The organism is Streptomyces sp. TRM49041, from assembly GCF_008271805.1.
In the GTDB taxonomy this organism is placed as follows: domain Bacteria; phylum Actinomycetota; class Actinomycetes; order Streptomycetales; family Streptomycetaceae; genus Streptomyces.
Genome location: NZ_VSRY01000076.1, coordinates 23,965 through 48,069, shown reverse-complemented (window position 1 = coordinate 48,069; position 24,105 = coordinate 23,965). Strand labels below are relative to the sequence as shown.

Below are 24,105 nucleotides of genomic sequence, written 5' to 3'. Positions count from 1 at the left end.
AGGCGTACCCGCGGCACGGCCGCGCGGCGCGCCCTCCACGCCTGCGGGGGAACCGGCCCACACGGGCCCCCGCGGGAGAACCGCCCCCCGCGGGAGAACCGGCCTACTCCGTCGCGATGGCGTTCAGGACGTTCATCCGGCCCGCGCGGAAGGCGGGGACCAGCGCGGCGACAAGCCCCACGAAGGCCGAGCCGATGAAGACCGTCAGGATCGTCGGCCACGGGATGTCCAGGATGCCCAGGCCCTCCAGGGCGAGGAGCTTCTGGGCCGCCGCGCCCCAGCCCATGCCGAGGCCGAGACCCAGCAGGGCGCCGAACAGGGCGATCACCACGGACTCCAGGCGGATCATGCGGCGCAGCTGGCGGCGGGAGAGGCCGACCGCCCGCAGGAGGCCGATCTCCCGGGTCCGTTCGACCACGGACAGCGCCAGGGTGTTCACCACGCCCAGCACCGCGACGATGATGGCCAGCGCCAGCAGCCCGTAGACGATGTTCAGGAGCTGGCCGACCTGGTCCTGGATCTCCTTCTTGTAGTCGGTCTGGTCGCGCACCGTGTACTGCGGGTAGTCCGCGAGCGCGTCCTTCAGCGCGGTGTACGCGGCCGCCTCACCGCCGTCCCGCGCCTTGGCGAGGAGCAGCAGCGTCGCGGGCATCCGCTCGGCGGGTACGTACCGTTCGACGGTCGTGAGGCTGGTGTACTTCCCGCCCGCGTCGACGCTGGTGTCGTCGGAGGTGATCGCCGCGACCTTCAGCTTCGCGGTCCGGCCGTGCTGGAAGGCGACGGTGAGGGTGTCACCGACCTTCACACCGTGCTGGTCGGCGTACTCGTCGCCGACCGACATCGCGTCCGCGCCGTAAGCGGCGGCGAGGTCGCCCGCGACGACCTCGCGGCGCAGGTCCTGCTCGTACGTCGGTTCGGCGGCGACGAGGCCGGTCTTCTCGCTCGTGCCGTCGGGGGCGGTGAGCGTGACAACCGCCAGGGTGATCTCGGTGACGTGGGCCAGTCCGGGCGACTTCTCCATGGCGGCCTTCGCCTGCGGCACGATCGTCTGCCCGGGAGCGGTGGGCTGGACGATGAAGTCCGCGCCCACGGACCGGTCGAGCTCCTCCGTCGCGGAGGCGACCATCGACGAGCCGACCACCGACATACCCGCCACCAGCGCCAGCCCGATCATCAGGGCGGCGCCGGTCGCGCCGGTGCGGCGCGGGTTGCGCAGGGCGTTGCGCTCGGCCATGCGTCCGACCGGGCCGAAGACCCGCAGGACGATCGCGCCGAGCACCCGGACGACCCCGCCGACCAGCAGCGGTCCGACGACGACGAACCCGACGAGGGTGAGGACCACCCCGGCCGCCAGATACAGCGACCCCCGGGCGGCCTGGTCGGCACCGGCCGCGGCCAGCAGGGCGGCCGCTCCGGCGCCCGTCAGGACCAGGCCGACAGCACCGCGTACGCGTCCGGCGCGGCCGTCCGTCGTGCCGCTGGTGCCGGCGTCGCGGAGGGCGGCCATCGGCGAGACCTTCCCGGCGCGGCGGGCCGGGACGTACGCGGCGAGCAGCGTGACTGCGATGCCGAGGAACAGCCCGACGGCCGGGGTGGTCCACTTGACGGTCAGGTCCTGCGTGGACAGCTCCATGCCCATGGACGACATCAGCTCCATGAGCCCGACGGCGAGCCCGACCCCGGCGGCCACACCCGCGACCGAGCCGACGACGCCGAGGAGTACGGCCTCGACGAGGACGGACCGGTTGACCTGCCTACGGCTGGCGCCGATGGCGCGCATCAGGCCGATCTCGCGGGTGCGCTGGGCGACCAGCATGGAGAAGGTGTTGACGATGAGGAAGACACCGACGAGAAGAGCGATGCCGGCGAAGCCGAGCATGGCGTACTTCATGACGTCGAGGAAGCCGGAGACGTCCTCGCTCATGGAGTCGGCGGCCTCCGCCTGCGTCTGGAGGTGGTAGCCGCCGGCGTCGGCGTCACTGCCGCCGCCGAGCGCGGCGGCCACGTTCCGCTTCAGCTGCTCGTGGCTGACGCCGGACTCGGCCATGACCGTGACGTCGGTGAACCGGCCTTCGCCGCCGAGGAATTCACGCTGCGCGGTGGCGGTGTCGTAGAAGAAGACCGCCGCACCCGGGTTGGTGATCTTGAAGGACGCGATACCGGACACCTTGGCCGTGAAGTCGCCGGCGACGGAGATGGTGCGCACCTCGTCGCCGATCTTCAGGCCGTGCTTCTCGGCGGTGCCGGCGTCGACCATGACGTCGGTGGGGCCACGCGGGGCGTGGCCGGAGCCGACCTCCATGGTGCGGAGGTCGCCCTGGGTCCAGTTGGACGCGATGGTCGGGGCGCCGCTGGTCGGGCCGAGGTTCTTGTTGTCGGCGTCGACGACGGTCGCGGCCAGGTAGGTGACGACCCCTTCGGCGGAGGCGACACCTTCGGCCGCCGCCACCTTCTCCACCAGGGAAGCGGGCAGCGACTCGGGCCTTCCGGTGGCCGATATCTCCTCGTCGCCCTCCGCCGAGGCGGGACTGACGGTGACGTCGGGGGTGGAGGTCGCGAAGAGCTTGTCGAAGGTGGTGTTCATGGTGTCCGTGAACACCAGGGTGCCGCTGACGAAGGCCACCGACAGGAGGACGGCCACGGCGGACAGCGCCATCCGCCCCTTGTGGGCGAGGAAGTTGCGCAGGGAGGTCTTGAGTACGGTCATGATGTGCGCCCCCGGGCGTCGAAGTCCTTCATACGGTCGAGGACCGCCTCGGCGGTGGGCTTGAGCATCTCGTCGACGATGCGGCCGTCGGCGAGGTACAGGACGCGGTCGGCGTAGGAGGCGGCGACGGGGTCGTGGGTGACCATCACGATGGTCTGGCCGAGTTCGTCGACGGAGCGGCGCAGGAAGCCGAGGACTTCGGCGCCGGCCCGGGAGTCGAGGTTGCCGGTCGGCTCGTCCCCGAAAATGATCTCGGGGCGGGCGGCGAGGGCCCGGGCGACGGCGACGCGCTGCTGCTGGCCGCCGGAGAGCTGGGCGGGCCGGTGCCCCAGCCGGTCGGCGAGCCCGACGGTCTCGACGACCCGCCTGAGCCACTCACTGTCGGGTTTGCGGCCGGCGATGTCCATGGGCAGCGTGATGTTCTCGAGCGCGTCGAGGGTGGGCAGCAGGTTGAACGCCTGGAATATGAAGCCGATCCGGTCGCGGCGCAGCTGGGTCAGCTGCTTGTCCTTGAGCCGGGTGATCTCCACATCGCCGAGGTGGATCTCGCCGCCGGTGACCGTGTCGAGTCCGGCGAGGCAGTGCATGAGCGTGGACTTGCCGGAGCCGGACGGGCCCATGATCGCGGTGAACTGCCCTCGGGCGATGTCCACGTCGACGTGGTCGAGGGCCACGACCCGGGTCTCCCCCGCCCCGTATGCCTTGACGACCTGCCGCACCCGCGCGGCGACGGCCGTACGCCCTCCGGTGCCCCCGTGCTGGGGAGTGGTGACAGCCGTGGTCACGATAACTCTCCTCGATTGAACGGAACGGAACGAAATGAACGAGACGAACGAGATGAACGAGACGAACGAGACGAACAGCAGGAATCCGAATGACCGCCCCGGCCCGGCCGCCCCGTCCCACCCGTAAGTACAAGTTAAGGAATGGCCGGATACCGTCTCGTCCTCCACGGGGACGACCGCACCCTGGGCTGAAGTAAGTAGCTCCCCCTAGGGGCCCCCACCCCCGCGGGGGACTCCTGGAGGAGCCGTCTCCCCCTTGGGTACCAGGCATCGCCGCACGGCCCCAACCTGTTTTCCCGGCTCGCGCGAGTGAGAAGGTGTCCCGGGAAGGCGGCCGCGGAGGGAAGGGACGCAGGTGGCGGAGGGTACGGACGGCGTACGACCGAGCCAGGCCCCGCCCCGGGAGCCGACCCCTTCTCCCAGGAGCCCGCGCCGCGCCCCGGTGGTCGCCGCGATGATGCTGGCGATGGCGCTGGCAGCGCTCGACGGCACGGTCATCGCGACGGCGGTCCCGCAGATCGTCGGCGACCTGGGCGGCTTCTCGGTCTTCTCGTGGCTGTTCTCCGGCTACCTGCTCGCGGTCACGGTCACCATCCCCGTGTACGGCAGGCTCTCCGACTCGTACGGCCGGAAACCGGTCCTGGTCGTGGGCATCGTGCTGTTCCTCGTCGGCTCACTGCTGTGCGCGGCCGCCTGGAACATGGCGTCGCTGATCGCGTTCCGGGTGCTGCAGGGCCTGGGCGGCGGGGCGTTGCAGGGCACGGTGCAGACCATCGCGGCGGACCTGTACCCGCTGAAGGAGCGCCCGAAGATCCAGGCGCGGCTTTCGTCGGTGTGGGCGGCGTCGGCGGTGGCGGGACCGGCGGTGGGCGGGCTGCTCACGACGTACGCGGACTGGCGCTGGATCTTCCTGGTGAACCTCCCGGTGGGCGGCCTCGCCCTCTGGCTGACCGTCCGTTACCTGGTCGAGCCGCAGCGCGCCCACCTCCCGGGCCTCCCGGGCCGCCCGCGCGTCGACTGGCCGGGCGCGCTGCTGGTGTTCGCGTCGGGCGCGGTGGTGCTGACCGCGCTGGTGCAGGGCGGGGTGGCGTGGCCGTGGCTGTCGGCGCCGTCGCTCGGGCTGCTGGGCGCCGGTGCGGTACTGGTCGCCGCGACGGTGCTGGTGGAGTGCCGTGCCGTGGCGCCGATCGTGCCGGGCTGGGTGTGGCGGCGGCGCCCGATCGCGGCGGTCAACCTGGCGCTGGGGGCGCTGGGGCTGCTGATGGTGGCACCGTCGGTGTTCTTGCCGACGTACGCGCAGGCGGTGTTGGGGCTGGGGCCGATGGCGGCGGGTTTCGTCCTCTCGGTGATGATCCTCAGCTGGCCGCTGAGCGCGTCGTTCTCGCACCATGTGTACCGGCGGGTGGGCTTCCGCCAGTCGGCACTCATCGGCATGACCCTGGCGATGCTCACCCTGCTGGTCTTCCCCCTCCTCCCGTACCCGGGCGAGCCCTGGCAGCCGGCCCTCCTCATGCTGGTCCTGGGCGCGGCACTGGGCCTGTTCCAGCTGCCGCTGATCGTGGGCGTCCAGTCGACGGTCGGCTGGTCCGAGCGGGGCACGGCGACGGGCTCGGTCCTCTTCTGCCGCCAGACAGGCCAGAGCCTCGGCGCGGCCCTGTTCGGCGCGGTCGCCAACACGACCCTCACCGCCCACCTCGGCTCCTCCGCCGACCTCGACACGGCCGCCCGCGCCCTCTCCGACCCGGCCGCCCTGGCCCCGGCCGCGGCGGAGTCCCTGCGCCGCGCCGTGGACGCCGCGGTCGAGTACGTCTACCTGGGCGCGGCAGCGGCAGCGGCCCTCGCCGTCCTGGCCCTGCTCCTCCTCGCACCCCGCCGCTTCCCGGTCCTCCGTGAGGGCGAGGCGGACTGAACGGCCACAAGGGCACTCTCCCGCCCCACCTCGCCGTGCGGTCACGCCTGATAGAACGCTCCGATGGACGTGGCACTGCTGGAACAGTTGTTGGACGAGACCTTCGATCACGCCGTCGTGCACCACGGTTTCACCGACTACATGCGCGACTATCAAGTGGTCATCCATGCGACGGCCGACCCCCGCACCGGCATCGAGCCCGCCTACCTCAGGTACCTGTTCCGCTACTGCGTCGAGGCCCGATGTGAAACGACGCTGTCGTCCGAGACGTGGCGGGCCTCCCTGGACGACCGACTCATCGAAGGCGAGACAGGGGACGCCGGCCTCGACGGATACGTGTGGGGCGTGAAGTGGCATGCCCTGTACCCAGGCGCGAGACTCCTCCCCCAGTCCGACACGGCCGGCCGGTGGCGCCAAGCCGTAGGTGTCGACTTCCACGAAGTCCGCATCGACACGAACGCCCACCGCCTGACGCTGGTCTTCTCCGACCTGCGGGTGAGCGAAGTCCCAGTGGGGTACGCAGCGTTCGTCACGGGCTGAAGTATCGCCGCACCAAGAGAGCACGACTCCCTCGCAGCGTATGTGCGGGGGCCCGCACGCTCTCCACGTCGAGGCTCACGCACTGTCGGCGGGAGTCGGGTCTGCCGAGGTCGGCGAGGGTGGCTTCGACGACCGGTAGGCCCTAACGGGCAGGGCAATACATTCATGATGTGTGACGACCAGGAGCAGGACCGGACAGAACGCACAGCACACCTGCAGCCACTAAGAGCTCCTAACGCAATGACGTGAGCCGTCTCCAGCAGATGAGCGCACATACGAGGCTGAGGAGGGCTTCGTGGACGTCGTGGCGGATCTCCCAGCGGATCCGCAGGCGGCGGAAGTGGTGCAGGAGGGCGAACACCCGCTCGACGACCCATCGCTCAATGCCCAGGCCGGAGCCGTGCTCGGTGTTGCGGCGGGTGCTTGCTGCCCGTCCTGCCCCGGTCGACAGGACTTCATCCTGTCCCGGTTCCCTTTAGAGCTCTGACGTGCGAGGAGTCCACGGCCGCACGGGAGATCCCTACTATCCCCACGATCACCGGGAGGTTGCCGGGATTGGACTTTCGGCAGTGTCGGGCGGCCCGGCCTTTCCCGTACCGTCAAGCGGATGACCTCTGCGATTCGAGACCGTTGGGCCCCGTATGCCCTGCTCGCTGGTGCCGTGGCGGCGGCGGGACTGAGCGTCTGGAGTCCCTGGTGGGCGATTCCCTGCGCGGGGTGCGCCTTCCTGGCGGGGCGGCGGCCGGGGTGGGGCCGGGCGACGGTGGTGGCGCTGGCCGTGCTGCTGGCGGGCGGTGTGGTGGCCGTCGTGGTGGTGCCGGGGTGGATCACGCTGGGCAGCCGTTTCGTGGCCGTCGTGGCGGGGGCTGAGGTGCTGCCCTGGTTCGCCGGACGATTCTGGCGGCAGTACCGGGAGCTGGTGCGGGCCGGCTGGGAGCGGGCCGAGCTGCTGGAGCGGGAGCGGCAACTCGTCGCCGAGCAGGCCCGGTTGCGGGAGCGGACCCGCATCGCCCAGGACATGCACGACGTGCTCGGCCACGACCTCAGCCTGATCGCGCTCTCCGCGGGCGCGCTGAAGCTCGCCCCCGACCTGCCGGAGACCCACCGGGAGACGGCTGGCGACATCAGGGCCCGGGCCGAGGCCGCCGTCGACCGCCTCGGCGAGGTCATCGGCGTGCTCCGGGAGGGCGGCGAGGCAGCCCCCACCCGGCCCCACGGCGACATGCGGACCCTGATCGATCAGGCGCGCCGGGCTGGGCTGTCGGTGGAGGCTGAGCTGGATGACGGGGAGGTGCCCGCGGCGGTCGCGGGCACCGTCCACCGCATCGTCCAGGAGGCGCTGACCAATGTCGCGAAGCACGCCCCAGGCGCGGCGGCTACGGTCCGGGTGCGCAGCGGTGCCGCCGCGACGCAGGCGGCGGTGGAGAACGGGCCAGGGTCAGGCGAGCTGGGGCCCTGCGCACGCGGCGGGCACGGGTTGATTGGCCTCGACGAACGGGTCAGGCTCGCGGGCGGGCGGCTGGAGTATGGCCCCGAGGGCGAGGGCTTCGCCGTCCGCGTCTGGCTGCCGCACACCGCGGTTGTGCAGCCGACGGCCGCACAACCGCCGCTGGAGCACCGCCGCGCGCGTCGCCGACTCGGCCGGACGACCGTCGCTGCGATCCTGGTGCCGCCCACGGTCGTCGTCCTGCTCGCCAGCGCCCTGCAGGTGTGGGAGGTACTGATGGTCAGGGAGTCAGTGCTGACGCCCCAGGAGTACGCCGATCTGCGGCCGGGCCAGGAGCGTACGGAGCTGCGCCTGCCGGAGCGGCAGACACCCTACCGGCCCTCGGACGCCAGGTGCGAGTTCTACGCCGTGACGGCCAACCCGCTCGACGACCAGTTCGCCGACACCGCGTACCGCCTCTGCTTCCGGGACGCCACGCTGACCTCCGCCGATATGGTGGACGTCGCATGATCCAGGTACTGATCGCCGATGATGAACCCATGGTCCGCGCGGGCGTCCGAGCCGTACTCGCCACCGATCTGGAGATCGAGGTCGTCGCCGAAGCCGCCGACGGGCACGGCGCGGTGGAGCTCGCCCAGCGGCACCGCCCCCGGGTGGCCGTGCTCGACATCCGCATGCCGGGCGTGGGCGGCATCGAAGCCGCGGCGGAGATCCGCAGGACGGTGCAGGACACCGGCGTCATCATGCTGACGACCTTCGGCGAGGACGACTACGTGCTCCAGTCCCTCGGCAGCGGGGCCTCGGGTTTTCTGCTCAAGTCCGGCGAGCCCGAGGAGCTGATCCGGGGCGTGCACGCGGTGGCCGACGGGGCGGCGTACCTCTCACCGAAGATCGCCGCCCGGGTCGTCGCCCACCTGGCCGCCGGCGACACGGCCGCGGCCGCCGGACGACGGACCGCCGCCCGCAACCGGGTCGAAGCCCTGTCCGAGCGGGAGCGCGAAGTGCTGGCCCACCTCGGCTCCGGGCTGTCCAACGGCCAGATCGCGCGTGCCCTCCACGTGGTGGAGGGCACGGTCAAGGCGCACGTCAGCTCGATCCTGTCACGGCTCAGCGTCGACAACCGGGCGGCCGCGGCCGTGGTCGCCCACGAAGCCGGGATCGTGCCAGCCCAACTTCGCGAGGACCGCTGATATCGCACGGGTTGCGAGCGGCCAGGCCAACACGAGGACGGCCGCCGTTCCGGTTGCCCCGAGCACTGCGCCGGCCACCACATCATGCGGGTAGTGCACGCCGACAGCGACCCGCAGCAATGCCGCGGCTCCGGCCAGCGGCAAGGTCAAGACGGCCAGCCAGGGCCGCAGCAAGGCCACCCCGACGGCCAGCCCCGCGGCCAGCGTGGCGTGGTTGCTGGGGAAAGCCCAGTCCCCAGCCCCGGGGCACTCGGCAACCGCGGCCACACCCCGCAGCGCATTGCAGGGCCGCATTTCGCCCACCGCGAGCTTCACGCCCTCGCTGACCCCGTACGCCACCAGCGTGCCCACCCCGACGAGCATGGCTCCGCCGGTCAGCCGTGCGTCCTTGCGGCGCAGGGCCATCCACCCCATCCAGGCGAGCAGCAACCCGAGGACGACCAGCACCGCCTCGCCGGCCACCACCAGCAGCGTCCCCAGCCACTCGGGCGCCCCCGCCACGGCGTCGTGCACCGCCCGGTACCCGTCCGCGCTGGCACCGCTTTCGACGGCAACCGGATCCTGCTCACCCAGCCCGCCGGGGGCGAGCCACACCACGGCGCCCACCCCGGCACCGCCCACGGCCGACGCCCCCGCCAACCGCCAACCCGTCTTGTACAGCTGCTCTCTGTTCATGCCTCCGGACGCTAGAAACGCGCCCGGAGCTACGCCTCGGCCGAAGGGCAAGGCGGGCATTGGACCTTCGTCATAGCCCGCCCGTTGACGGGTGCTTGAGGGGCGCGTAGTCCACGAAGTCGATGCGGTGCTGCGGCTCGGGGTCGCCGTCGCACCATCGTGCCGCGGGTAGATCGGCGACCAGGTATTGCCAACAGAATGATCAACGGTGTGGTTGGATCCCGCTCAGCGTCAGGTTGATCGTGCTGGGGAGAGGTTGGGGTGGCACGGCCGAAGCCGTGGGAGGTCAACGACGAGTTGTGGGCGGTGATCAAGCCGCTGTTGCCGAAGGTTGAGCGTCGTTCGCGTTACCCGGGCCGGAAGCGTCTGGATGACCGCCTGGTCCTGCAAGGGATCCTGTTCGTGCTGCACACGGGGATCCCCTGGGAGCACCTGCCCCAGGAACTGGGCTTCGGCTCGGGGATGACCTGCTGGCGACGCCTAGCCAAGTGGCACGAAGCCGGAGTGTGGCAGCAGCTGCACGAGGTTCTGCTCGCGAAACTGAGGGCCACCGACGCGCTCGACTTCTCCCGTGCGGCCGTGGACTCCTCGCACGTCAGAGCCCTAAAAGGGGGATCAAGACGGGACGAAGTCCTGTCGATCGGGGCAGGGCGGGCAGCAAGCACCACCTAATCACCGACGCCACTGGGATCCCGCTCGCCGTCACACTCACCGGCGGCAACCTCAACGACGTCACCCAGCTTATCCCGCTGCTGGAAACCCTGCCGCCCGTGAGGGGCAAGCGTGGTCGGCCCCGTCGGCGCCCCGACGCGGTCCTCGCGGACCGCGGATACGACCACGACAAGTACCGGCGGCTGGTACGTGAACTCGGCATCCGGCCGCTGATCGCGCGCCGCAACACCGAGCACGGCTCCGGCCTGGGCACTGAGCGATGGGTCGTCGAGCGGGCGTTCGCCCTCCTGCACCACTTCCGCCGCCTGCGGATCCGCTGGGAGATCCGCCACGACATCCACGAAGCCCTCCTCAGCCTCGGATGCGCGCTCATCTGCTGGAGACGGCTCACGTCATTGCGTTAGGAGCTCTAAGTCCCCGACCACAACAGCCCGCACGATCCGACAGCGAGACTCGCCACGGCGGCACTGCGACCTGCGCACTAGCTCACTATCACGCGAGGCGTCCCCGATCCCCAACTTCGACGTATCGCATCCGCAGAAGCGCCATTCATGTCCAATGAGCTCACGAGGACAGGAGTTATCAGCGACTGAGCGTGGGCGCTCACGCACCCAGGAGCCATGAGGCGCGATATGCATGCATCTCACCATTCCACCCAATTGTCGGACTCTGCTCAAGTAAGCAAAACTGCAGCCGCCGCGCCGTAGAACCCCACGTCAGGCCCTGTGTTCCCCGCGCACGCGGGGTGACCTCCAGGAAGCGCATCCGCGTCACGCCCGGACACGGCAGCGCCCCTGGCCGTACCGTCCGTACGGGCAGGGGCGTGACGTCAACAGGGTCGGCAGGTCAGAGCAGGCCGTCCCACATCTGTTCCAGCAGGACCGACCACCAGCTCTCCGGGGACGACAGGGCCGCCGGGTCCAGCATGGCCAGCTGGGCCTGGAAGTCGACGGTCCAGCGGCCCGCCTGGTCCGGGGTCAGGCCGAAGCGGAGGCGCCACATCCGGCCCAGCAGCGCCATGCACCGGGTGAACTCCGGCAGCCCGCTGTTCACGAACTGCGGTGCCACCGGCTGGCCCCCGGGCCCGGCCTCCACCGGTACGGCGACGATGTGCGCCGTACCGTACTGGACGCAGATCGCGCGCCCGAAGTCGGAGCCGAGCACCAGGTACGAGCCCGCGTCCGACGCCGGCTGGACCTGGCGCTGGGCGGCGAGCTCGGCCAGTGTCGGGACGACCGGCTGAGCGGGCTGGGCCCAGAAGAAGGGCCCGAAGTCCGCCGGGAGGCCCGCCCACACGAGGGTGCGCGCGACCAGTTCCGGTACGCCCTGGCGGGACACGGCCCGCTGGTCGAACCGGCAGATGCCGTGCGGCCCGAACGCGCCCGCCAGTTCCTGGGCGATGCCCTCCGGCGGGATCGGCGGCGCGGACTGCACCGGCGGCAGCGGGGCACGCACCGGGGCGGGCCGCGCCGGGCCGTCGGCGACCTGGTGCAGTTCGCCCTGGTGGGCGATCAGTTGCTGCATGCCCTGCTGGCGGCTCGCGTGGTCACGCCCGTACGGGGCGATCGACGTGATCCGCGCCTGCGGCCAGGTCTCCCGGATCATCCGGGCGCAGTAGCCACCGGGCAGCTCGCACGACGCCAGCTCGGTGTGCAGCTCCAGTACCTGCTGCGGCGGCACGTTCATGGCGCGCAGCTCGTGCAGGATCTGCCACTCGGGGTGCGGCGTACCCGGCGCCGAGCGGCGGATGATCTGCGCCTCCGAGCCGTCCGGGGCCCGGTAGCGGAGCACCACCTGGTAGCCGGGGCCCACCGTGGGCAGCCCGGTCGGCTGCGGCTGCGGGTAGCCGTACGCGGCCGGCGGTACGGGGCCTGGGGCGGCCGGCGGCGGTACGTGGCCGGCGGCGGCCGGCGGCGGTACGGCCCCGGGCGCTCCCGGCGGGCCCGGAGGCGCGGGCGGACCACCCGGACCGCCCGGACCGCCCGGGCCACCCGGACCCGGCTGGGCGAGCATCGTCGCGGCATGGTGCACCCCACCGGGCGGCGTCCCACCAGGCGCGCCAGGCACGCCAGGCGCGCCGGGGGCGCCGGGGGCACCAGGTGCTCCGGGCGGGCCGGGAGGCGCCGGGGGGCCGCCCGGGCCAGGCTGCGCCAGCATCGTCGCGGCCTGGTGCGTACCGCCACCCGGAGGCGGCGTCGATCCGGGGGGCGCCGGAGGTCCGGGAGGTCCAGGAGGTCCGGGCGGGCCCGGAGGCGCGGGTGCACCCGGGCCTCCCGGTCCACGAGGACCCGGCTGGGCCAGCATCGTCGGCGCCTGGTCCACCGCGGGCGCGCCCGGCGGCGGCGTCGCCCCGGGCGGCTTCGGGTCGTCGGGGCCGAGCTGCGCCACCAGCTGCGTCGGTACGTACCCCCCGGCCGGCGCGCCCGGCGCACCGGGACCCGACGCGGGGGCGGGCTGCGCTGGAGCGGGCGGCGGGGTGGCGTTGCCGGCGGGCGGGCGCGCCCCGGGCGTACCCGGCGCGCCCGGAGGCGGCGGGGTCGTCGAACCACCGCCCCGCGTACCGCTCCTGGCGCCGCGCGGCGGCAGCGTCGCCTTGCTGGTCGCCGCGTCCGCTATGTCGGCCGCCCGCGCGGCATCCGGGTCCAGCGCGGGCGAGACCGCGGTACGGGGCAGCTGGCTGCCGCCCTGCATCAGCGCGGTCGGCGCGTCGGCCGGTACGGACGGCGGCGGGGTGTCGTCGTCGTCCGCGCCGGAAAGCGGCGGCGCGAACACCGTCGCCGGCAGCGGCACTGACCCGTCGTCGCCGTCGGCGCCGCCCTGCGTACTCGTGTCGTTCCAGGGGGACGGCGCGGGCGGCGGCGTCGCGGTGACATCGTCGGACGCGGTCGCCCCACGGTCGGTGGTGGAGGAGGTGGAGGGGGTGGAGGGGGTGGAGGGGGTGGAGGGGGTGGAGGGGGCGGTGCCCGTGCCCGTGCCCGCGGTGGCCGGGGCGGGTACCTCGTCCAGCGGCGCGGGCGTCGCGCCGGCGGGACCCCGTCCCGGCTCCACCGAGCCAGAGCCAGAACCAGAGCCGGAACCGGAACCGGAACCGGAACCGGAGCCGGGAAGCGAGCCCGAACCGGCCCCCGGCCCGGAAGCCGGAGCCGAGGCCGGAGCCGGAGCCGGAGCCGGAGCCGGAGCCGAAGCCGAAGCCGAAGCCGAAGCCGGAGCCGAAGCGGGAGCCGAAGCCGAAGCCGGAGCCGAAGCCGAAGCCGAAGCCGGAGCAGCCCCCTCCCTCCGGTCGGGAATGCCCATCCGGTCCGCCGCGTCCTGCAGCCACTCCGGCGGCGTCAGCAGGAACGACGTCTGGTTGAGGTCGACGCGCTCCGGCTGCCGGGCCGCGCCCGTGCCGCTCGCGTTCTCGTCCGGCCGCGGGCCGTACTGCTCCTCGTACCGGCGGATCACCTCGCCCACCGGCAGCCCGGGCCACAGCGTGGCCTCGCCGCTGTCGCGGGCGATGACCAGGCGCTGCCTGCCGCCGTCCGAGGACGGGCCGTCGGGGCGGTCCTCCGCCCACGCCACGAAGCCCAGCTCGAACTCCCGTACCCGCACCTCGCGGTGCTGGTACGCCGGCACATCGCCGTTGACCCACTCCTCGGCGCGCTCCTGCGCCTGCGCGAATGTCACCATCGGACCGTCACCCCTCGCCCGTCACGGGGACAGCCCGCGCGAAGCCGCCGTCCACCATCAGGTTCGCCACCGTCTCCAACTCCGGCGGACTGCCCGCCAGGCGCTGCAGGAACGCGTCGAAGTCCGCGCCGCACGGCAGCAGCAGCCGCTCCATGCGGTCCTGGATCGCCGACCCGTCCCCGTCCCGCGCGTCGTCGTGCGGGCAGAACCACACCGAACCCGCCCCGGCGCCGCGCACCTTGACCGCCAGCAGTCCGCCCTGGACGAAGCCGACGCCCAGGTAGTCCTTCGTCAGATGGTCCCGCAGACACTTGTTGACGTACAGCAGGTCGTTGGCCCCGGCCTCGTCCCGCACCGTGAAGAACGGCTGGTCGATCAGGAGTCCCAGCTCCGCGTCGAGAGCGACACCCACCGGGGCGCAGCCGCCGGCGGCCTTCAGGAACGTGCGGTACGCACCCGGCAACCGGTAGCCGAGGTCCTCCTCGACGCCCTGCAGCTGGGACTCGGACACGGACACCGCACCCCTGGGCAGCCCGAAGTGGGCGGGGCGGGTCTCCTGGAGCGGGCGCGTGCCGCGCTTGTCCTGGTCGACCGCCGCCGTGGCCAGACCGCCGTGGTGGCGCAGCAGCGCCTTCACCTCCACGGGGACCAGCTCCATCCGGCGCGTGTCCGGCACGTGGTGCCAGGTCCAGCCGTGCGGCGTCGCCACCGCCGGTACCGTGTCCCACAGGGCGTGGCCGTCCGCGTGCAGCGCGGCGTTCGCGGACACGTAGTCCGTCAGCCGCAGCTCGTCCACGCCGAACCCCGCCGGGGGCTCCGCGATCTCCGCGGCGGCACGCGCGTACGGCGAGAAGTCCGGGCGGCCGTCGGCGTCGATCCGTACCCCTCCGGGGTGACGGGCGGCCCGGACAGGGTCCGGGAAGTGCACGACCTGCCCGGCGTAGGCCGCGTTCGGCGGCGCGGCGTGGTGCCCGAGCCGACCCGTCGGCCGACCTGTCGTCATGGCGGTTGCCCCCTGGCTGCTGCTGGCTGGTTCCGCACAGCCTATGCGGTGGGGCCGGAGGGCGGTCCGGGCCTCCACTTCGGTGACCATCCGTCACCCCCAGGTGACACATCGGCGATCATGCACCACACCCGTGGCACGTTTCGGGGATCCCGTTTCCCATCTCCCCACCCGTTTGGCAGTCTGTCCACGCAACTGGGGGGATTGCACAGAGGGGAACAGCACACACCATGAACGCAGCGCGACCGGGCAGCACACCCGCAGCCACCGCCACGGGGCCCGGCACCGGAGACCCGCGTCTCTCGTGGAGCTCAGCGACCCCCGACCGCGCGCCCACGCTCCGTCACCGCCGTGACGGCATACTGCCCACCGTCGGTGCGGCCCTCTCCGTCCGCGGCGAGACCCTCACATGTACCGCCGCGCGCGGCAACCAGCCGCCCGCGCTGCACCCCCTCGTACAGGATTTCCTCGACACCCTCACAAGCGGACAGCGGGAGCGCTTCACCGGGCGCTGCCCCGAGGCCATCCTGCTGTCCCGGCATCTGACCGCCGCGGAGGACGGCCGCTCCAAGCGGGCCCGGCGCAAACCGCTCACGGCGGGCGAGGCGAAGCGGTCCCTCAAACATGCCAAGATCACCGCGCGGCGCATCCGGGAGGACGGCGACCCGCTGCACGGCAGTTACGCCGCGCCCTGCCGCTCCTGCGCCGCGCTCCTCGCACACTTCGGGGTACGCCCCGTCGACCCGAACCCGAACCCGAACCCGACCTCGAACCCGACCTCGACCTCGAACTCGAACTCGATTCACCAGAACGGCTGACCGCACCCGACATGCCCGACCTGAACACCACCCGCTTCTCCGTCGCCGTGGACGCCGCCCTGCGGGAGGCCGGCTGGCAGCCCGGCCGCTGGGACATCAAACAGGCCGAGCACTGGGCCGACACCCTGCGCGCCCATGTGTCGCCCGCCGGGCACCGGCACAGTGTGTTCCCGGCGGCGGTCGAGGCATGGGCGGAGTTCGGCGGGCTGCGGATCACCCCGCCGAGGGCCGGCCGGCAGATCGCGCCGACCCCGCTCGTCGTCGACCCCCTGGCCGGGCTGCACCTCACGCGCACCCTCGCGGACCTGGGCCGCGCCCTGGCGACGGAGCTGGCGCCCCTGGGCGCGGAGGCCGACGACCAGGCCGTCCTGGCGATCGACACCGAGGGGCGCGTGTACAGCCTGGACCACACGGGCGACTGGTACCTCGGCCCGGACATCGACCACGCCCTGAGCGCGCTGGTCACGGGCGCCCACCCGGTACGCCTCACCAACCCCTGACGGTCCGACGCCCTGGTGCCGGGGCCGCGGCTACCGCCCCGACGGCAGTACCGCCGAGACCTTGAAGCCGCCCTCGTCCGTCGGGCCCGAGACGAAGACGCCGCCCAGGGCCGTCACGCGCTCGCGCATGCCCACCAGGCCGTTGCCGCCGCTGGGGAGACCGGCGTCCGTGGCGGCGGCGTCTGAGGGGCCGTTCTCGACCTGCATGGCGACCTCGTCGCCGCGGTGAGCGAGCCGTACGACGACCTTGGCACCCGCCGCGTGCTTGTGGACGTTCGTCAGGCCCTCCTGCACGACCCGGTACGCGGTCTGCTCCAGCTCCGGCGCGTACTCCCGGGCCTCGCCCACGACCAGCAGCTCGACGACCGTACCGGCCGCCCGCGACTGCTCGATCAGCTCCTCCATGTCGCCGAGGCCAGGACCGTCCTCGGCGGTGGCGGCCTCCGCCGCCGAGGCCGCCGCCCGGCCGACCGCCACGAGGGGCCGCGCCCCCGCGCCCGAACCGGCACCGGCGCCGACGCCCGCGGCCACGCCCGCCGCGCCCGTGTCCGCACCGGCGCCGACGCCCGCCGCGACCGGCGACGGCTGCTCGGAGCGGAGGACGCCCAGCATCTCCCGCAGCTCCGTCAGCGCCTGCCGCCCCATCTCGCCGACCAGCGCCGCGTTCTTCACCGCCTTCTGCGGGTCCTTCGGCGCCACCGCCTGAAGGGCCGCCGCATGCACCACCATCAGGCTCACCCGGTGCGCCACCACGTCGTGCATCTCGCGGGCGATCCGCGTCCGCTCCTCCGTACGCGCCAGCTGCGCCCGCTGCTCCGCCTGGTCGGCGAGGAGCGACAGCTCCTGCTCCAGGCTGTCGGCCCGCTCCCGCAGACTCTCCATGAGCCTCCGGCGCGCCCCTATATAGAGCCCGAACAGCACGGGCGGCGCCGTCAGGCCGAGCGACATGATCACCGACACGAGCGGCACGTACCAGGAGCCGGGGTCGAAGTCCGCCGCCCCGACGTCCTGCCGTACCTGAACGAACGTCACCAGGAACGCCGCGACCAGCGACATGCCCGCCAGCGCCGCGATGATCCGCCGCGGCACCTCGGACGCGGCCAGCGTGTACAGGCCGACCAGGCCCATCAGGTAACCCATCTCGGCCGGCGTGATCGCGATGGCCACCAGCACGACGACGATCGGCCACCGCCGCCGCAGCACGAGCACGGCCCCGACCAGCAGCCCGAACAGCACCCCCACCGGCACCGGCAGCGCGGCGCTCTCGGCGAACCCGATCCCCTCGATCCCGCACTCCAGCGACGAGAGGACCCCGAGCCCGATGTCCAGCGCGGCGCTCCGCCGTCTCTCCCACCACCACAAGCCACGGGCGAGCGTGCCCGTGGCGTCCTGGTGTTCCCCCGTTGCGGTCATGGCTCCCAGCCTACGGGCGGCACCCACGCACCCGCGCGGGACCCTGGGAGCACAGAGACGGGCGATTCGCACGAGAAACAACCGGTAATCGCCCGAACAATTGAATCGCCCGCATATTCGATCCGGAATCTCGAATTCCGGGACGAGGCTGCTCCCATGACAACCGCCACCGGTAAGTACGCCGACTTCGAAACCCTCCGCACCCAGGCCGTGGCATTACGCCGCGAGGGCCTCAGCCTCCGCCAGATCCGAGACCGCCTCGGCATCCACAACAACGACATCCTCAACCGCCTCGTGAAGGGCGAACCGCCCCCGGAGTGGACCAAGCGCCCCCGCGCCAAGGACGACCTTCGAGCAAAGGCCCGCGAACTCCGCCTCCAGGGCATGACATACGACCAGATCCAGGTCGAGCTCGGCTGCTCGAAGAGCTCGATCTCGCTGTGGGTACGAGACCTCCCGAAACCGGAGCGGAGGTCGCCGTCCGAGCAGGCGAAGCTGGCAGCGCAGAAGCGCTGGGAACACGAGCTCGCCATGCGCGACATCGAGCGCCGGCACACCAAGCAGGAGGCACGGCGGGCCATCGACCAAGTGACGGACCGCGAGCTGCTCCTCGTCGGGGTCGCGCTCTACTGGGCGGAAGGAGCCAAGGACAAGACGTACCAACGCCGCGAGCGCCTGCACTTCATCAACAGCGACCCAAACGTGATCACCCTCTACCTGAGGTGGCTCGACCTACTCGGGGTCATGCCCGACAGACTTCGCCTCCGGGTGAGCATCCACGAGTCGGCCGACGTCGGCGAGGCTGAGAAATTCTGGGCCGAACTAGCGGGCGTCGACGTCGCCACGTTCCAAAAGCCCATCCTCAAGCGACACAACCCCAAGACCAGCCGCAAAAACACCGGTGAGGCCTACCGTGGCTGCCTGGTCATCTACGTGACCAAGAGCGCCGACCTGTACCGTCGCATGGAGGGTACCTGGTACGGCATAGTATGCGGTGCGTCCGCAACCGATCTCGAAAATCGGACATAGCGGCCATCCCGGGTCGTCTAAGGGCAAGACGTCAGATTTTGGCTCTGATCATGGGGGTTCGAGTCCTCCCCCGGGAGCCCATGCCCAGTTCGGGTCCTGACCTCCAAGGTCGGGGCCCGTTCTCGTGTGTGGGGTGCCCGCACAGGCCACCCCCAGGCCGCCCGCCATCCCCCCGGTATCCTGCGGGTGTCCACCACCCGAAGCCGAAGGGCCACTCGTGAGCGCCAACCCCCCGGCCGCAGTCATCGTCCTCGCCGCGGGTGAGGGCACCCGCATGAAGTCCAAGACCCCCAAGGTCCTGCACGAGATCTGCGGTCGTTCCCTCGTCGGGCACGTCGTCTCCGCCGCGCGCGAGCTGGGCCCCGAGCACCTGTGCGTCGTCGTCGGGCACGCCCGTGAGCAGGTCGCCGGGCACCTGGAGGAGCACTACGCGGGGACCAGGACCGCGGTTCAGTACGAGCAGAACGGCACCGGTCACGCCGTGCGCATGGCCCTGGAGGCGCTCGGCCGGGTCGACGGGACCGTGGTCGTCGTGTGCGGCGACACCCCACTGCTCTCCGGTGACACGCTGGGCGCCCTGGCCGCGACCCACGCCGCCGACGGGAACGCCGTCACCGTGCTGACGGCCGAGGTGCCGGACTCCACCGGCTACGGGCGGATCGTGCGCGACCCGGCGACGGGCGCGGTCACCGGGATCGTGGAGCACAAGGACGCCACCGAGGAGCAGCGGGCCGTCAAGGAGATCAACTCCGGGGTCTTCGCCTTCGACGGGCGGCTGCTCGCCGAGGCGCTGGGCAAGGTGCGGACCGACAACAGCCAGGGCGAGGAGTACCTCACCGACGTGCTGGGGATCCTGCGCGAGGCGGGGCACCGGGTCGGCGCCTCCGTCGCGGGCGACCACCGGGAGATCCTTGGGATCAACAACCGCGTCCAGCTCTCCGAGGCCCGCGCGCTGCTCAACCGGCGGCTCCTGGAGCGCGCCATGACGGCCGGTGTGACGGTCGTCGACCCGGCGTCCGTGCAGCTCGACGTGACGGTGACGTTCGAGCGGGACGCCGTGATCCACCCGGGTACGCAGCTGCTGGGCACCACGCACCTCGCGGAGGACGCCGAGGTGGGCCCGAACTCGCGGCTGAAGGACACCGAGGTGGGGCGCGGCTCCCGGGTGGACAACACCGTGGCCGACTCCGCCCAGATCGGCGAGAGCGTGTCCGTGGGGCCGTTCGCCTATCTGCGGCCCGGGACGCGGCTCGGCGCCAAGAGCAAGATCGGGACGTACGTCGAGACGAAGAACGCGACGATCGGCGAGGGCACGAAGGTGCCGCATCTCTCGTACGTGGGCGACGCGACCATCGGCGACCACACCAACATCGGCGCCGCGAGCGTCTTCGTGAACTACGACGGCGAGAACAAGCACCACACGACGATCGGGTCCCACTGCCGGACCGGTGCGGACAACATGTTTGTGGCTCCTGTCACGGTCGGGGGCGGCGCGTACACCGCGGCCGGCTCCGTGATCACCAAGGACGTGCCGCCCGGCTCACTGGCCGTGGCCCGTGGTCAGCAGCGGAATATCGAGGGTTGGGTGGCCCGGAAGCGGCCCGGAAGCGCGGCCGCCCAGGCGGCCGCGGCGGCCGCCGGAGAGGCCGGCGACGAAGGCTGACCGAAATCGGGTACGCCGGAATTCGGCGTACCGTGATACGTGCACACAATTTCGGCTGGTTCGCTGCGCACGGGACGCGCGGCCAGAGGACACGTCTGAGGAGACAGTGCTGTGACCGGGATCAAGACGACCGGCGAGAAGAAGCTGATGCTCTTCTCCGGCCGCGCCCACCCCGAGCTGGCCGAGGAGGTCGCACATCAGCTGGGTGTCGGTCTCGTGCCGACGAAGGTCTTCGATTTCGCCAACGGTGAGATCTATGTCCGGTTCCAGGAGTCGGCGCGTGGCGCGGACTGCTTCCTGATGCAGAGCCACACGGCTCCGATCAACAAGTGGATCATGGAGCAGCTGATCATGATCGATGCTCTGAAGCGGGCCTCCGCGTCGAGCATCACCGTGATCATCCCGTCGTACGGCTACGCCCGGCAGGACAAGAAGCACAAGGGCCGCGAGCCGATCTCGGCCCGTCTGGTCGCCGATCTGCTGAAGTGCGCGGGCGCGCACCGCATCCTCACCGTGGATCTGCACACCGACCAGATCCAGGGCTTCTTCGACGGCCCGGTCGACCATCTGACGGCGCTGCCGGTGCTGGCCGACTACGTGGGTGCGAAGGTCGACCGCTCGAAGCTGACCGTGGTCTCCCCGGACGCCGGCCGGGTACGGGTCGCCGACCGCTGGTGCGACCGGCTGGACGCGCCGCTGGCGATCGTGCACAAGCGCCGTGACAAGGACGTCGCCAACCAGGTGACCGTGCACGAGGTCGTCGGTGAGGTCGAGGGCCGCGTCTGCGTCCTGGTCGACGACATGATCGACACGGGTGGCACGATCTGCGCCGCCGCCGACGCGCTCTTCGCGCACGGCGCCGAGGACGTCATCGTCACGGCGACGCACGGCATCCTCTCCGGTCCGGCCGCGGACCGGCTGAAGAACTCGAAGGTGAGCGAGTTCGTGCTCACCAACACCCTCCCGACGCCGGGCGAGCTGGATCTGGACAAGATCACGGTGCTGTCGATCGCGCCGACGATCGCCCGCGCGGTGCGTGAGGTGTTCGAGGACGGCTCGGTGACCAGCCTCTTCGAGGAGCAGGCGTAACCCCGCTCCGCATACCGCTCCGTGAAGGCCGTCTCCCCCTGCCGGGGAGGCGGCCTTCCGCTTGTCCGGTAGACTGGTGCGGTTGCTCGGCGAGGGAGGCCGTGGTCCAGGGACCGCGGCGGTCCGTTATCGACGCGCTCTTCGTAGCAGGCCAAGTCCAGTCGTGGCCGAGTGACCACGACCGATGTACGTCTACTCATACGAGGAGTGCGCAATGTCCGAGGTGAAGATCTCCGCCGAGACCCGCAGCGAGTTCGGCAAGGGTGCCGCCCGCCGCGTCCGCCGTGAGAACAAGGTTCCCGGTGTCCTGTACGGCCACGGCTCCGACCCGGTCCACGTGACGCTGCCGGGTCACGACCTGATGATGGCCCTGAAGGCCCCGAACGTCCTGCTCTCCCTCGACCTGGGCGGCAAGACCGAGCTGGCCATCCCGAAGGCCGTGCAGCGTGACGCGCTGAAGGGCTTCATCGAGCACGTCGACCTGCTGCTCGTGAAGCGCGGCGAGAAGGTCAACGTCGAGATCTTCGTCCACACCGAGGGCGACCTGGCCCCGGGTGGCAACCTGCTCGAGCACGTGCTGAACGCCCTGCCCGTCGAGGCCGAGGCCACGCACATCCCGGAGAGCGTCACGGTCTCCGTCGAGGGCCTGGCGGCCGGCGCCTCCGTCCTGGCGAAGGACATCGCCCTCCCGAAGGGCGTCTCCCTGGCCGTCGAGGAGGACACCGTCGTCCTGCAGGTCCTGGCCGCGCAGGCCGAGGAGCCCTCCGGTGAGGCCGCCGAGGGCGTGGAGGGCGCCGAGGCCTGAGCCTCGGGCCTCAACGCCTGATGTTGTCGTGGGGGGTGCCCGGCACCCCCCACACCCCTCTGGAGGCACACGCGGATGACGACGGACGCCAGCGCCCCCTGGCTGATCGCGGGGCTGGGGAACCCGGGCCCCGGTTACGCCGGGAATCGGCACAATGTCGGCTTCATGGTGGTCGACCTCCTCGCCGAGCGGATCGGCGGCGGCTTCAAGCGGCACGGCAAGGCGCAGGCGCAGGTCGTCGAGGGGCGTATCGGCCCTCCCGGGCCGGGGAGCCGCCGGATCGTCCTGGCGAAGCCCATGTCGTACATGAACCTGTCCGGCGGGCCCGTGACCGCCCTGCGGGACTTCTACAAGGTGCCCACCGACCACATCGTGGCGGTCCATGACGAGCTGGACATCGACTACGGCATGCTCCGCCTCAAGCTGGGCGGCGGCGACAACGGCCACAACGGTCTGAAGTCGATGACGAAGGCGATGGGCCCGGACTACCACCGGGTGCGGTTCGGGATCGGACGTCCGCCCGGCCGGATGCAGGTCGCCGACTACGTCCTGAAGGACTTCTCCGGCACCGAGCGCAAGGAGCTCGACTACTTCGTCGACCGCGCCGCGGACGCCGTGGAGTGCCTGGTGACGGAAGGTCTGGAGCGCGCGCAGTCCGCGTACAACTCCTGACGAACCGCGCACCGGAATTGACCGAACGCGGTCCCATGGCCAAGGATCGCGCCCCATGAGCCCCAAAAAGCGGACTTCCGTACTCCCGTACGCCCGTGTCACCGCCATGGCGCTGGTCGCCCTGCTGCTGGTGGTCGCGGGCGTCTGGGCGTCCTGGGGCAACGCGCAGCACGTGCTGCTCTCCAAGGGGCGCGAGCACGGCACGATGACGGTCACCGGCTGCGGCGACGTGGTCTGCACGGGCCGCTTCGCGCCGGGTGGCACCGGGGAGTCCCGTACGGATATGACGATCACGCGGTCGGTCGCCGTCGAGAAGGGCGGCCGGTACGACGTCGTCGTGAAGCCCGGCACGAAGGAAGCCGTCCGTACCGGCTGGGCGGGCGGCCTGCACGCATGGCTGCCGCTGGCCGGAGCGCTGGTGCTCGCGGCGCTGATCATCGGCGGCGGGCTGCGCTGGACCCGGGTGGCGTGGGCGTCCGGGGCCGTGGGCGGGGCGCTGCTGGTGGCGTCGTTCCTGGCGTTGTGACGACACATCAGCTTCACGGATTCGGTGCGACTGTCGCAGAACTGGTGCCGATTCGCGTACAACCAAACGGAATTTGACCCAACTGTTATCTTGGATCATTCGGACGGACGCCATACCTCCGTGTAAATAGGATCTTTCTCCCTTGACGGTCTGTCGGGCCCATAAGGAAGCTGAGCCGCCACCCTCCACGGAACAGTCCGTTCATCTGCCCCAGAGGTAACCCCATGCCCACTCTCAAGAGCCGTTGGGCCGCCGCCGCGCTCCCCGTCGCGGCGTCTCTCGTCCTCGCCGGCGGTGCCCCCGCCTTCGCGACCGACCACACGTACTCGGTCGACATCCACCAGCCTCTTCCGATCTCCGCCTCCACCTGGGAGGGCTCTACGGAGAAGAAGTGCGCGGACATCCCGTCGACCCAGGACGGCTGGCACTTCGTGCTGCCGACCAAGGGCACCACGTTCGTCAAGCTGACGGTCGAGTTCGAGCAGGGTGGCGAGCAGGTCATCACCTCGTTCGGCCCGCCGAGCGACAAGCACGCCTACGTGGCCTCCGCCCCCGGTGACAAGCTGGTCTCGGCCACCGCCGAGGTCGAGGGCGGCGAGGTCAAGTGGTTCAACCTCTCGCACATGTGCCCGGGTACCGCCCCGTCGCCGAGCACCCCGACGGACGACGACACCGACGAGCCGACCGCGTCGCCGTCGCAGTCCACGGACACCCCGAGCGAGGAGCCCACCCCCTCGGCGTCCACGTCGACGCCCGGCGAGGTCGCTCCGACCGCCGCCCCGTCCGCCTCTGAGGGCTCCACGACCGGTGACCTCGCCGAGACCGGCAGCAGCGCCCCCGTCGGCGCCCTCGCCGGTGTCGCGGCCGCGCTGCTCGCGGGTGGCGCCTTCCTCGTGATGCGCCGCCGCAAGGCCGGGCAGCACTGACAAGCCACCCCGCTCGTGGGACGGGCCCCCGCCGGAAGCTCCGGCGGGGGCCCGTCCGCTTACGCGA

General features: G+C 71.6%; 20 protein-coding genes, 1 tRNA gene and 1 pseudogene. 15 read left to right on the top strand and 7 right to left on the bottom strand.

Annotated features, from left to right (window positions below; translation table 11 throughout):
* Positions 1 to 103: 103 nt before the first annotated feature.
* Positions 104 to 2,707 (bottom strand): ABC transporter permease, encoded by a 2,604-nt coding sequence (locus FVS66_RS05715; RefSeq protein WP_149179893.1) that lies wholly within the window; start codon positions 2,705 to 2,707, stop codon positions 104 to 106.
* Entirely contained in the window at positions 2,704 to 3,492 is a 789-nt protein-coding gene (locus FVS66_RS05710) for an ABC transporter ATP-binding protein (protein WP_149179892.1), read from the bottom strand. Before FVS66_RS05710 ends, FVS66_RS05715 begins: the two co-directional genes overlap by 4 nt.
* A gap of 355 nt (positions 3,493 to 3,847) precedes the next feature.
* On the opposite strand from FVS66_RS05710, the gene FVS66_RS05705 reads away from it, so the two are divergent.
* Positions 3,848 to 5,401, top strand: coding sequence for an MFS transporter (locus FVS66_RS05705; protein WP_149179891.1), 1,554 nt, complete (start codon positions 3,848 to 3,850; stop codon positions 5,399 to 5,401).
* Between the two features lie 63 nt (positions 5,402 to 5,464).
* A complete protein-coding gene (locus FVS66_RS05700) occupies positions 5,465 to 5,941 on the top strand; it encodes a hypothetical protein (protein ID WP_149179890.1) in 477 nt (158 codons plus the stop codon).
* A 232-nt stretch (positions 5,942 to 6,173) separates the two neighbouring features.
* Here the strand turns inward: FVS66_RS05700 and FVS66_RS05695 are convergent.
* A pseudogene (locus tag FVS66_RS05695) lies at positions 6,174 to 6,359 on the bottom strand (transposase); the annotation flags it as partial.
* 189 nt (positions 6,360 to 6,548) lie between these two features.
* Between FVS66_RS05695 and FVS66_RS05690 the strand changes: the two are divergent.
* The gene (locus FVS66_RS05690) at positions 6,549 to 7,898 is read left to right on the top strand and encodes a histidine kinase (protein ID WP_149179889.1); all 1,350 of its coding nucleotides are present in this window, start codon (positions 6,549 to 6,551) and stop codon (positions 7,896 to 7,898) included.
* Positions 7,895 to 8,578 (top strand): response regulator transcription factor, encoded by a 684-nt coding sequence (locus FVS66_RS05685; RefSeq protein ID WP_149179888.1) that lies wholly within the window; start codon positions 7,895 to 7,897, stop codon positions 8,576 to 8,578. The genes FVS66_RS05690 and FVS66_RS05685 overlap by 4 nt, the downstream gene beginning before the upstream one ends.
* On the opposite strand, the gene FVS66_RS05680 is transcribed toward FVS66_RS05685, so the two are convergent.
* Positions 8,489 to 9,253 carry a phosphatase PAP2 family protein gene (locus tag FVS66_RS05680; RefSeq protein WP_149179887.1) on the bottom strand — a complete coding sequence of 255 codons (765 nt, stop codon included), beginning with the start codon at positions 9,251 to 9,253 and terminating at the stop codon, positions 8,489 to 8,491. The two genes, FVS66_RS05685 and FVS66_RS05680, sit on opposite strands and share 90 nt — an antisense overlap.
* A gap of 261 nt (positions 9,254 to 9,514) precedes the next feature.
* On the opposite strand from FVS66_RS05680, the gene FVS66_RS05675 reads away from it, so the two are divergent.
* Positions 9,515 to 10,329 (top strand): IS5 family transposase gene (locus FVS66_RS05675; protein ID WP_262386825.1). Its coding sequence is split into 2 segments (ribosomal slippage): positions 9,515 to 9,841 and positions 9,844 to 10,329, totalling 813 coding nucleotides; the frame shifts between segments, so codons are not numbered across the junction.
* A 442-nt stretch (positions 10,330 to 10,771) separates the two neighbouring features.
* Here FVS66_RS05675 and FVS66_RS05670 read toward each other — a convergent pair.
* Together FVS66_RS05670 and FVS66_RS05665 are read right to left on the bottom strand one after the other, a co-directional pair.
* Positions 10,772 to 13,594, bottom strand: coding sequence for an SUKH-4 family immunity protein (locus FVS66_RS05670; protein WP_149179885.1), 2,823 nt, complete (start codon positions 13,592 to 13,594; stop codon positions 10,772 to 10,774).
* Positions 13,595 to 13,601: 7 nt separating this feature from the next.
* Entirely contained in the window at positions 13,602 to 14,597 is a 996-nt protein-coding gene (locus FVS66_RS05665) for an SMI1/KNR4 family protein (protein WP_149179884.1), read from the bottom strand.
* A gap of 230 nt (positions 14,598 to 14,827) precedes the next feature.
* Here FVS66_RS05665 and FVS66_RS05660 point away from each other — a divergent pair, with 230 nt between their 5' ends.
* Both FVS66_RS05660 and FVS66_RS05655 read left to right on the top strand, forming a co-directional pair.
* Positions 14,828 to 15,415: a YwqJ-related putative deaminase gene (locus FVS66_RS05660; RefSeq protein WP_149179883.1), complete on the top strand. Its 588-nt coding sequence runs from the start codon at positions 14,828 to 14,830 to the stop codon at positions 15,413 to 15,415.
* 11 nt (positions 15,416 to 15,426) lie between these two features.
* Positions 15,427 to 15,915: an SUKH-3 domain-containing protein gene (locus tag FVS66_RS05655; protein ID WP_149179882.1), complete on the top strand. Its 489-nt coding sequence runs from the start codon at positions 15,427 to 15,429 to the stop codon at positions 15,913 to 15,915.
* A 30-nt stretch (positions 15,916 to 15,945) separates the two neighbouring features.
* Here FVS66_RS05655 and FVS66_RS05650 read toward each other — a convergent pair whose 3' ends face one another.
* Positions 15,946 to 17,328 (bottom strand): histidine kinase, encoded by a 1,383-nt coding sequence (locus FVS66_RS05650; protein ID WP_149179881.1) that lies wholly within the window; start codon positions 17,326 to 17,328, stop codon positions 15,946 to 15,948.
* 156 nt (positions 17,329 to 17,484) lie between these two features.
* On the opposite strand from FVS66_RS05650, the gene FVS66_RS05645 reads away from it, so the two are divergent.
* The 8 genes from FVS66_RS05645 to FVS66_RS05610 all read left to right on the top strand — a co-directional run bounded on the left by FVS66_RS05645 (position 17,485) and on the right by FVS66_RS05610 (position 24,038).
* On the top strand, positions 17,485 to 18,357 hold the full coding sequence (locus FVS66_RS05645) for a hypothetical protein (RefSeq protein WP_149179880.1): 873 nt from the start codon (positions 17,485 to 17,487) through the stop codon (positions 18,355 to 18,357).
* Between the two features lie 6 nt (positions 18,358 to 18,363).
* Positions 18,364 to 18,434, top strand: a tRNA-Gln gene (locus FVS66_RS05640).
* Between the two features lie 140 nt (positions 18,435 to 18,574).
* A complete protein-coding gene (gene glmU / locus FVS66_RS05635; protein ID WP_149179879.1) occupies positions 18,575 to 20,020 on the top strand; it encodes a bifunctional UDP-N-acetylglucosamine diphosphorylase/glucosamine-1-phosphate N-acetyltransferase GlmU in 1,446 nt (481 codons plus the stop codon).
* A 111-nt stretch (positions 20,021 to 20,131) separates the two neighbouring features.
* Complete coding sequence (locus tag FVS66_RS05630; protein ID WP_149179878.1) at positions 20,132 to 21,109, top strand: ribose-phosphate diphosphokinase; 978 nt, start codon at positions 20,132 to 20,134, stop codon at positions 21,107 to 21,109.
* A gap of 214 nt (positions 21,110 to 21,323) precedes the next feature.
* Entirely contained in the window at positions 21,324 to 21,914 is a 591-nt protein-coding gene (locus tag FVS66_RS05625) for a 50S ribosomal protein L25/general stress protein Ctc (protein ID WP_149179877.1), read from the top strand.
* Between the two features lie 75 nt (positions 21,915 to 21,989).
* Entirely contained in the window at positions 21,990 to 22,586 is a 597-nt protein-coding gene (pth, locus tag FVS66_RS05620) for an aminoacyl-tRNA hydrolase (RefSeq protein ID WP_149179876.1), read from the top strand.
* Positions 22,587 to 22,641: 55 nt separating this feature from the next.
* The gene (locus FVS66_RS05615; protein WP_149179875.1) at positions 22,642 to 23,112 is read left to right on the top strand and encodes a hypothetical protein; all 471 of its coding nucleotides are present in this window, start codon (positions 22,642 to 22,644) and stop codon (positions 23,110 to 23,112) included.
* Positions 23,113 to 23,336: 224 nt separating this feature from the next.
* Positions 23,337 to 24,038 (top strand): LPXTG cell wall anchor domain-containing protein, encoded by a 702-nt coding sequence (locus FVS66_RS05610; protein WP_149179874.1) that lies wholly within the window; start codon positions 23,337 to 23,339, stop codon positions 24,036 to 24,038.
* The last annotated feature ends 67 nt before the right edge of the window (positions 24,039 to 24,105 follow it).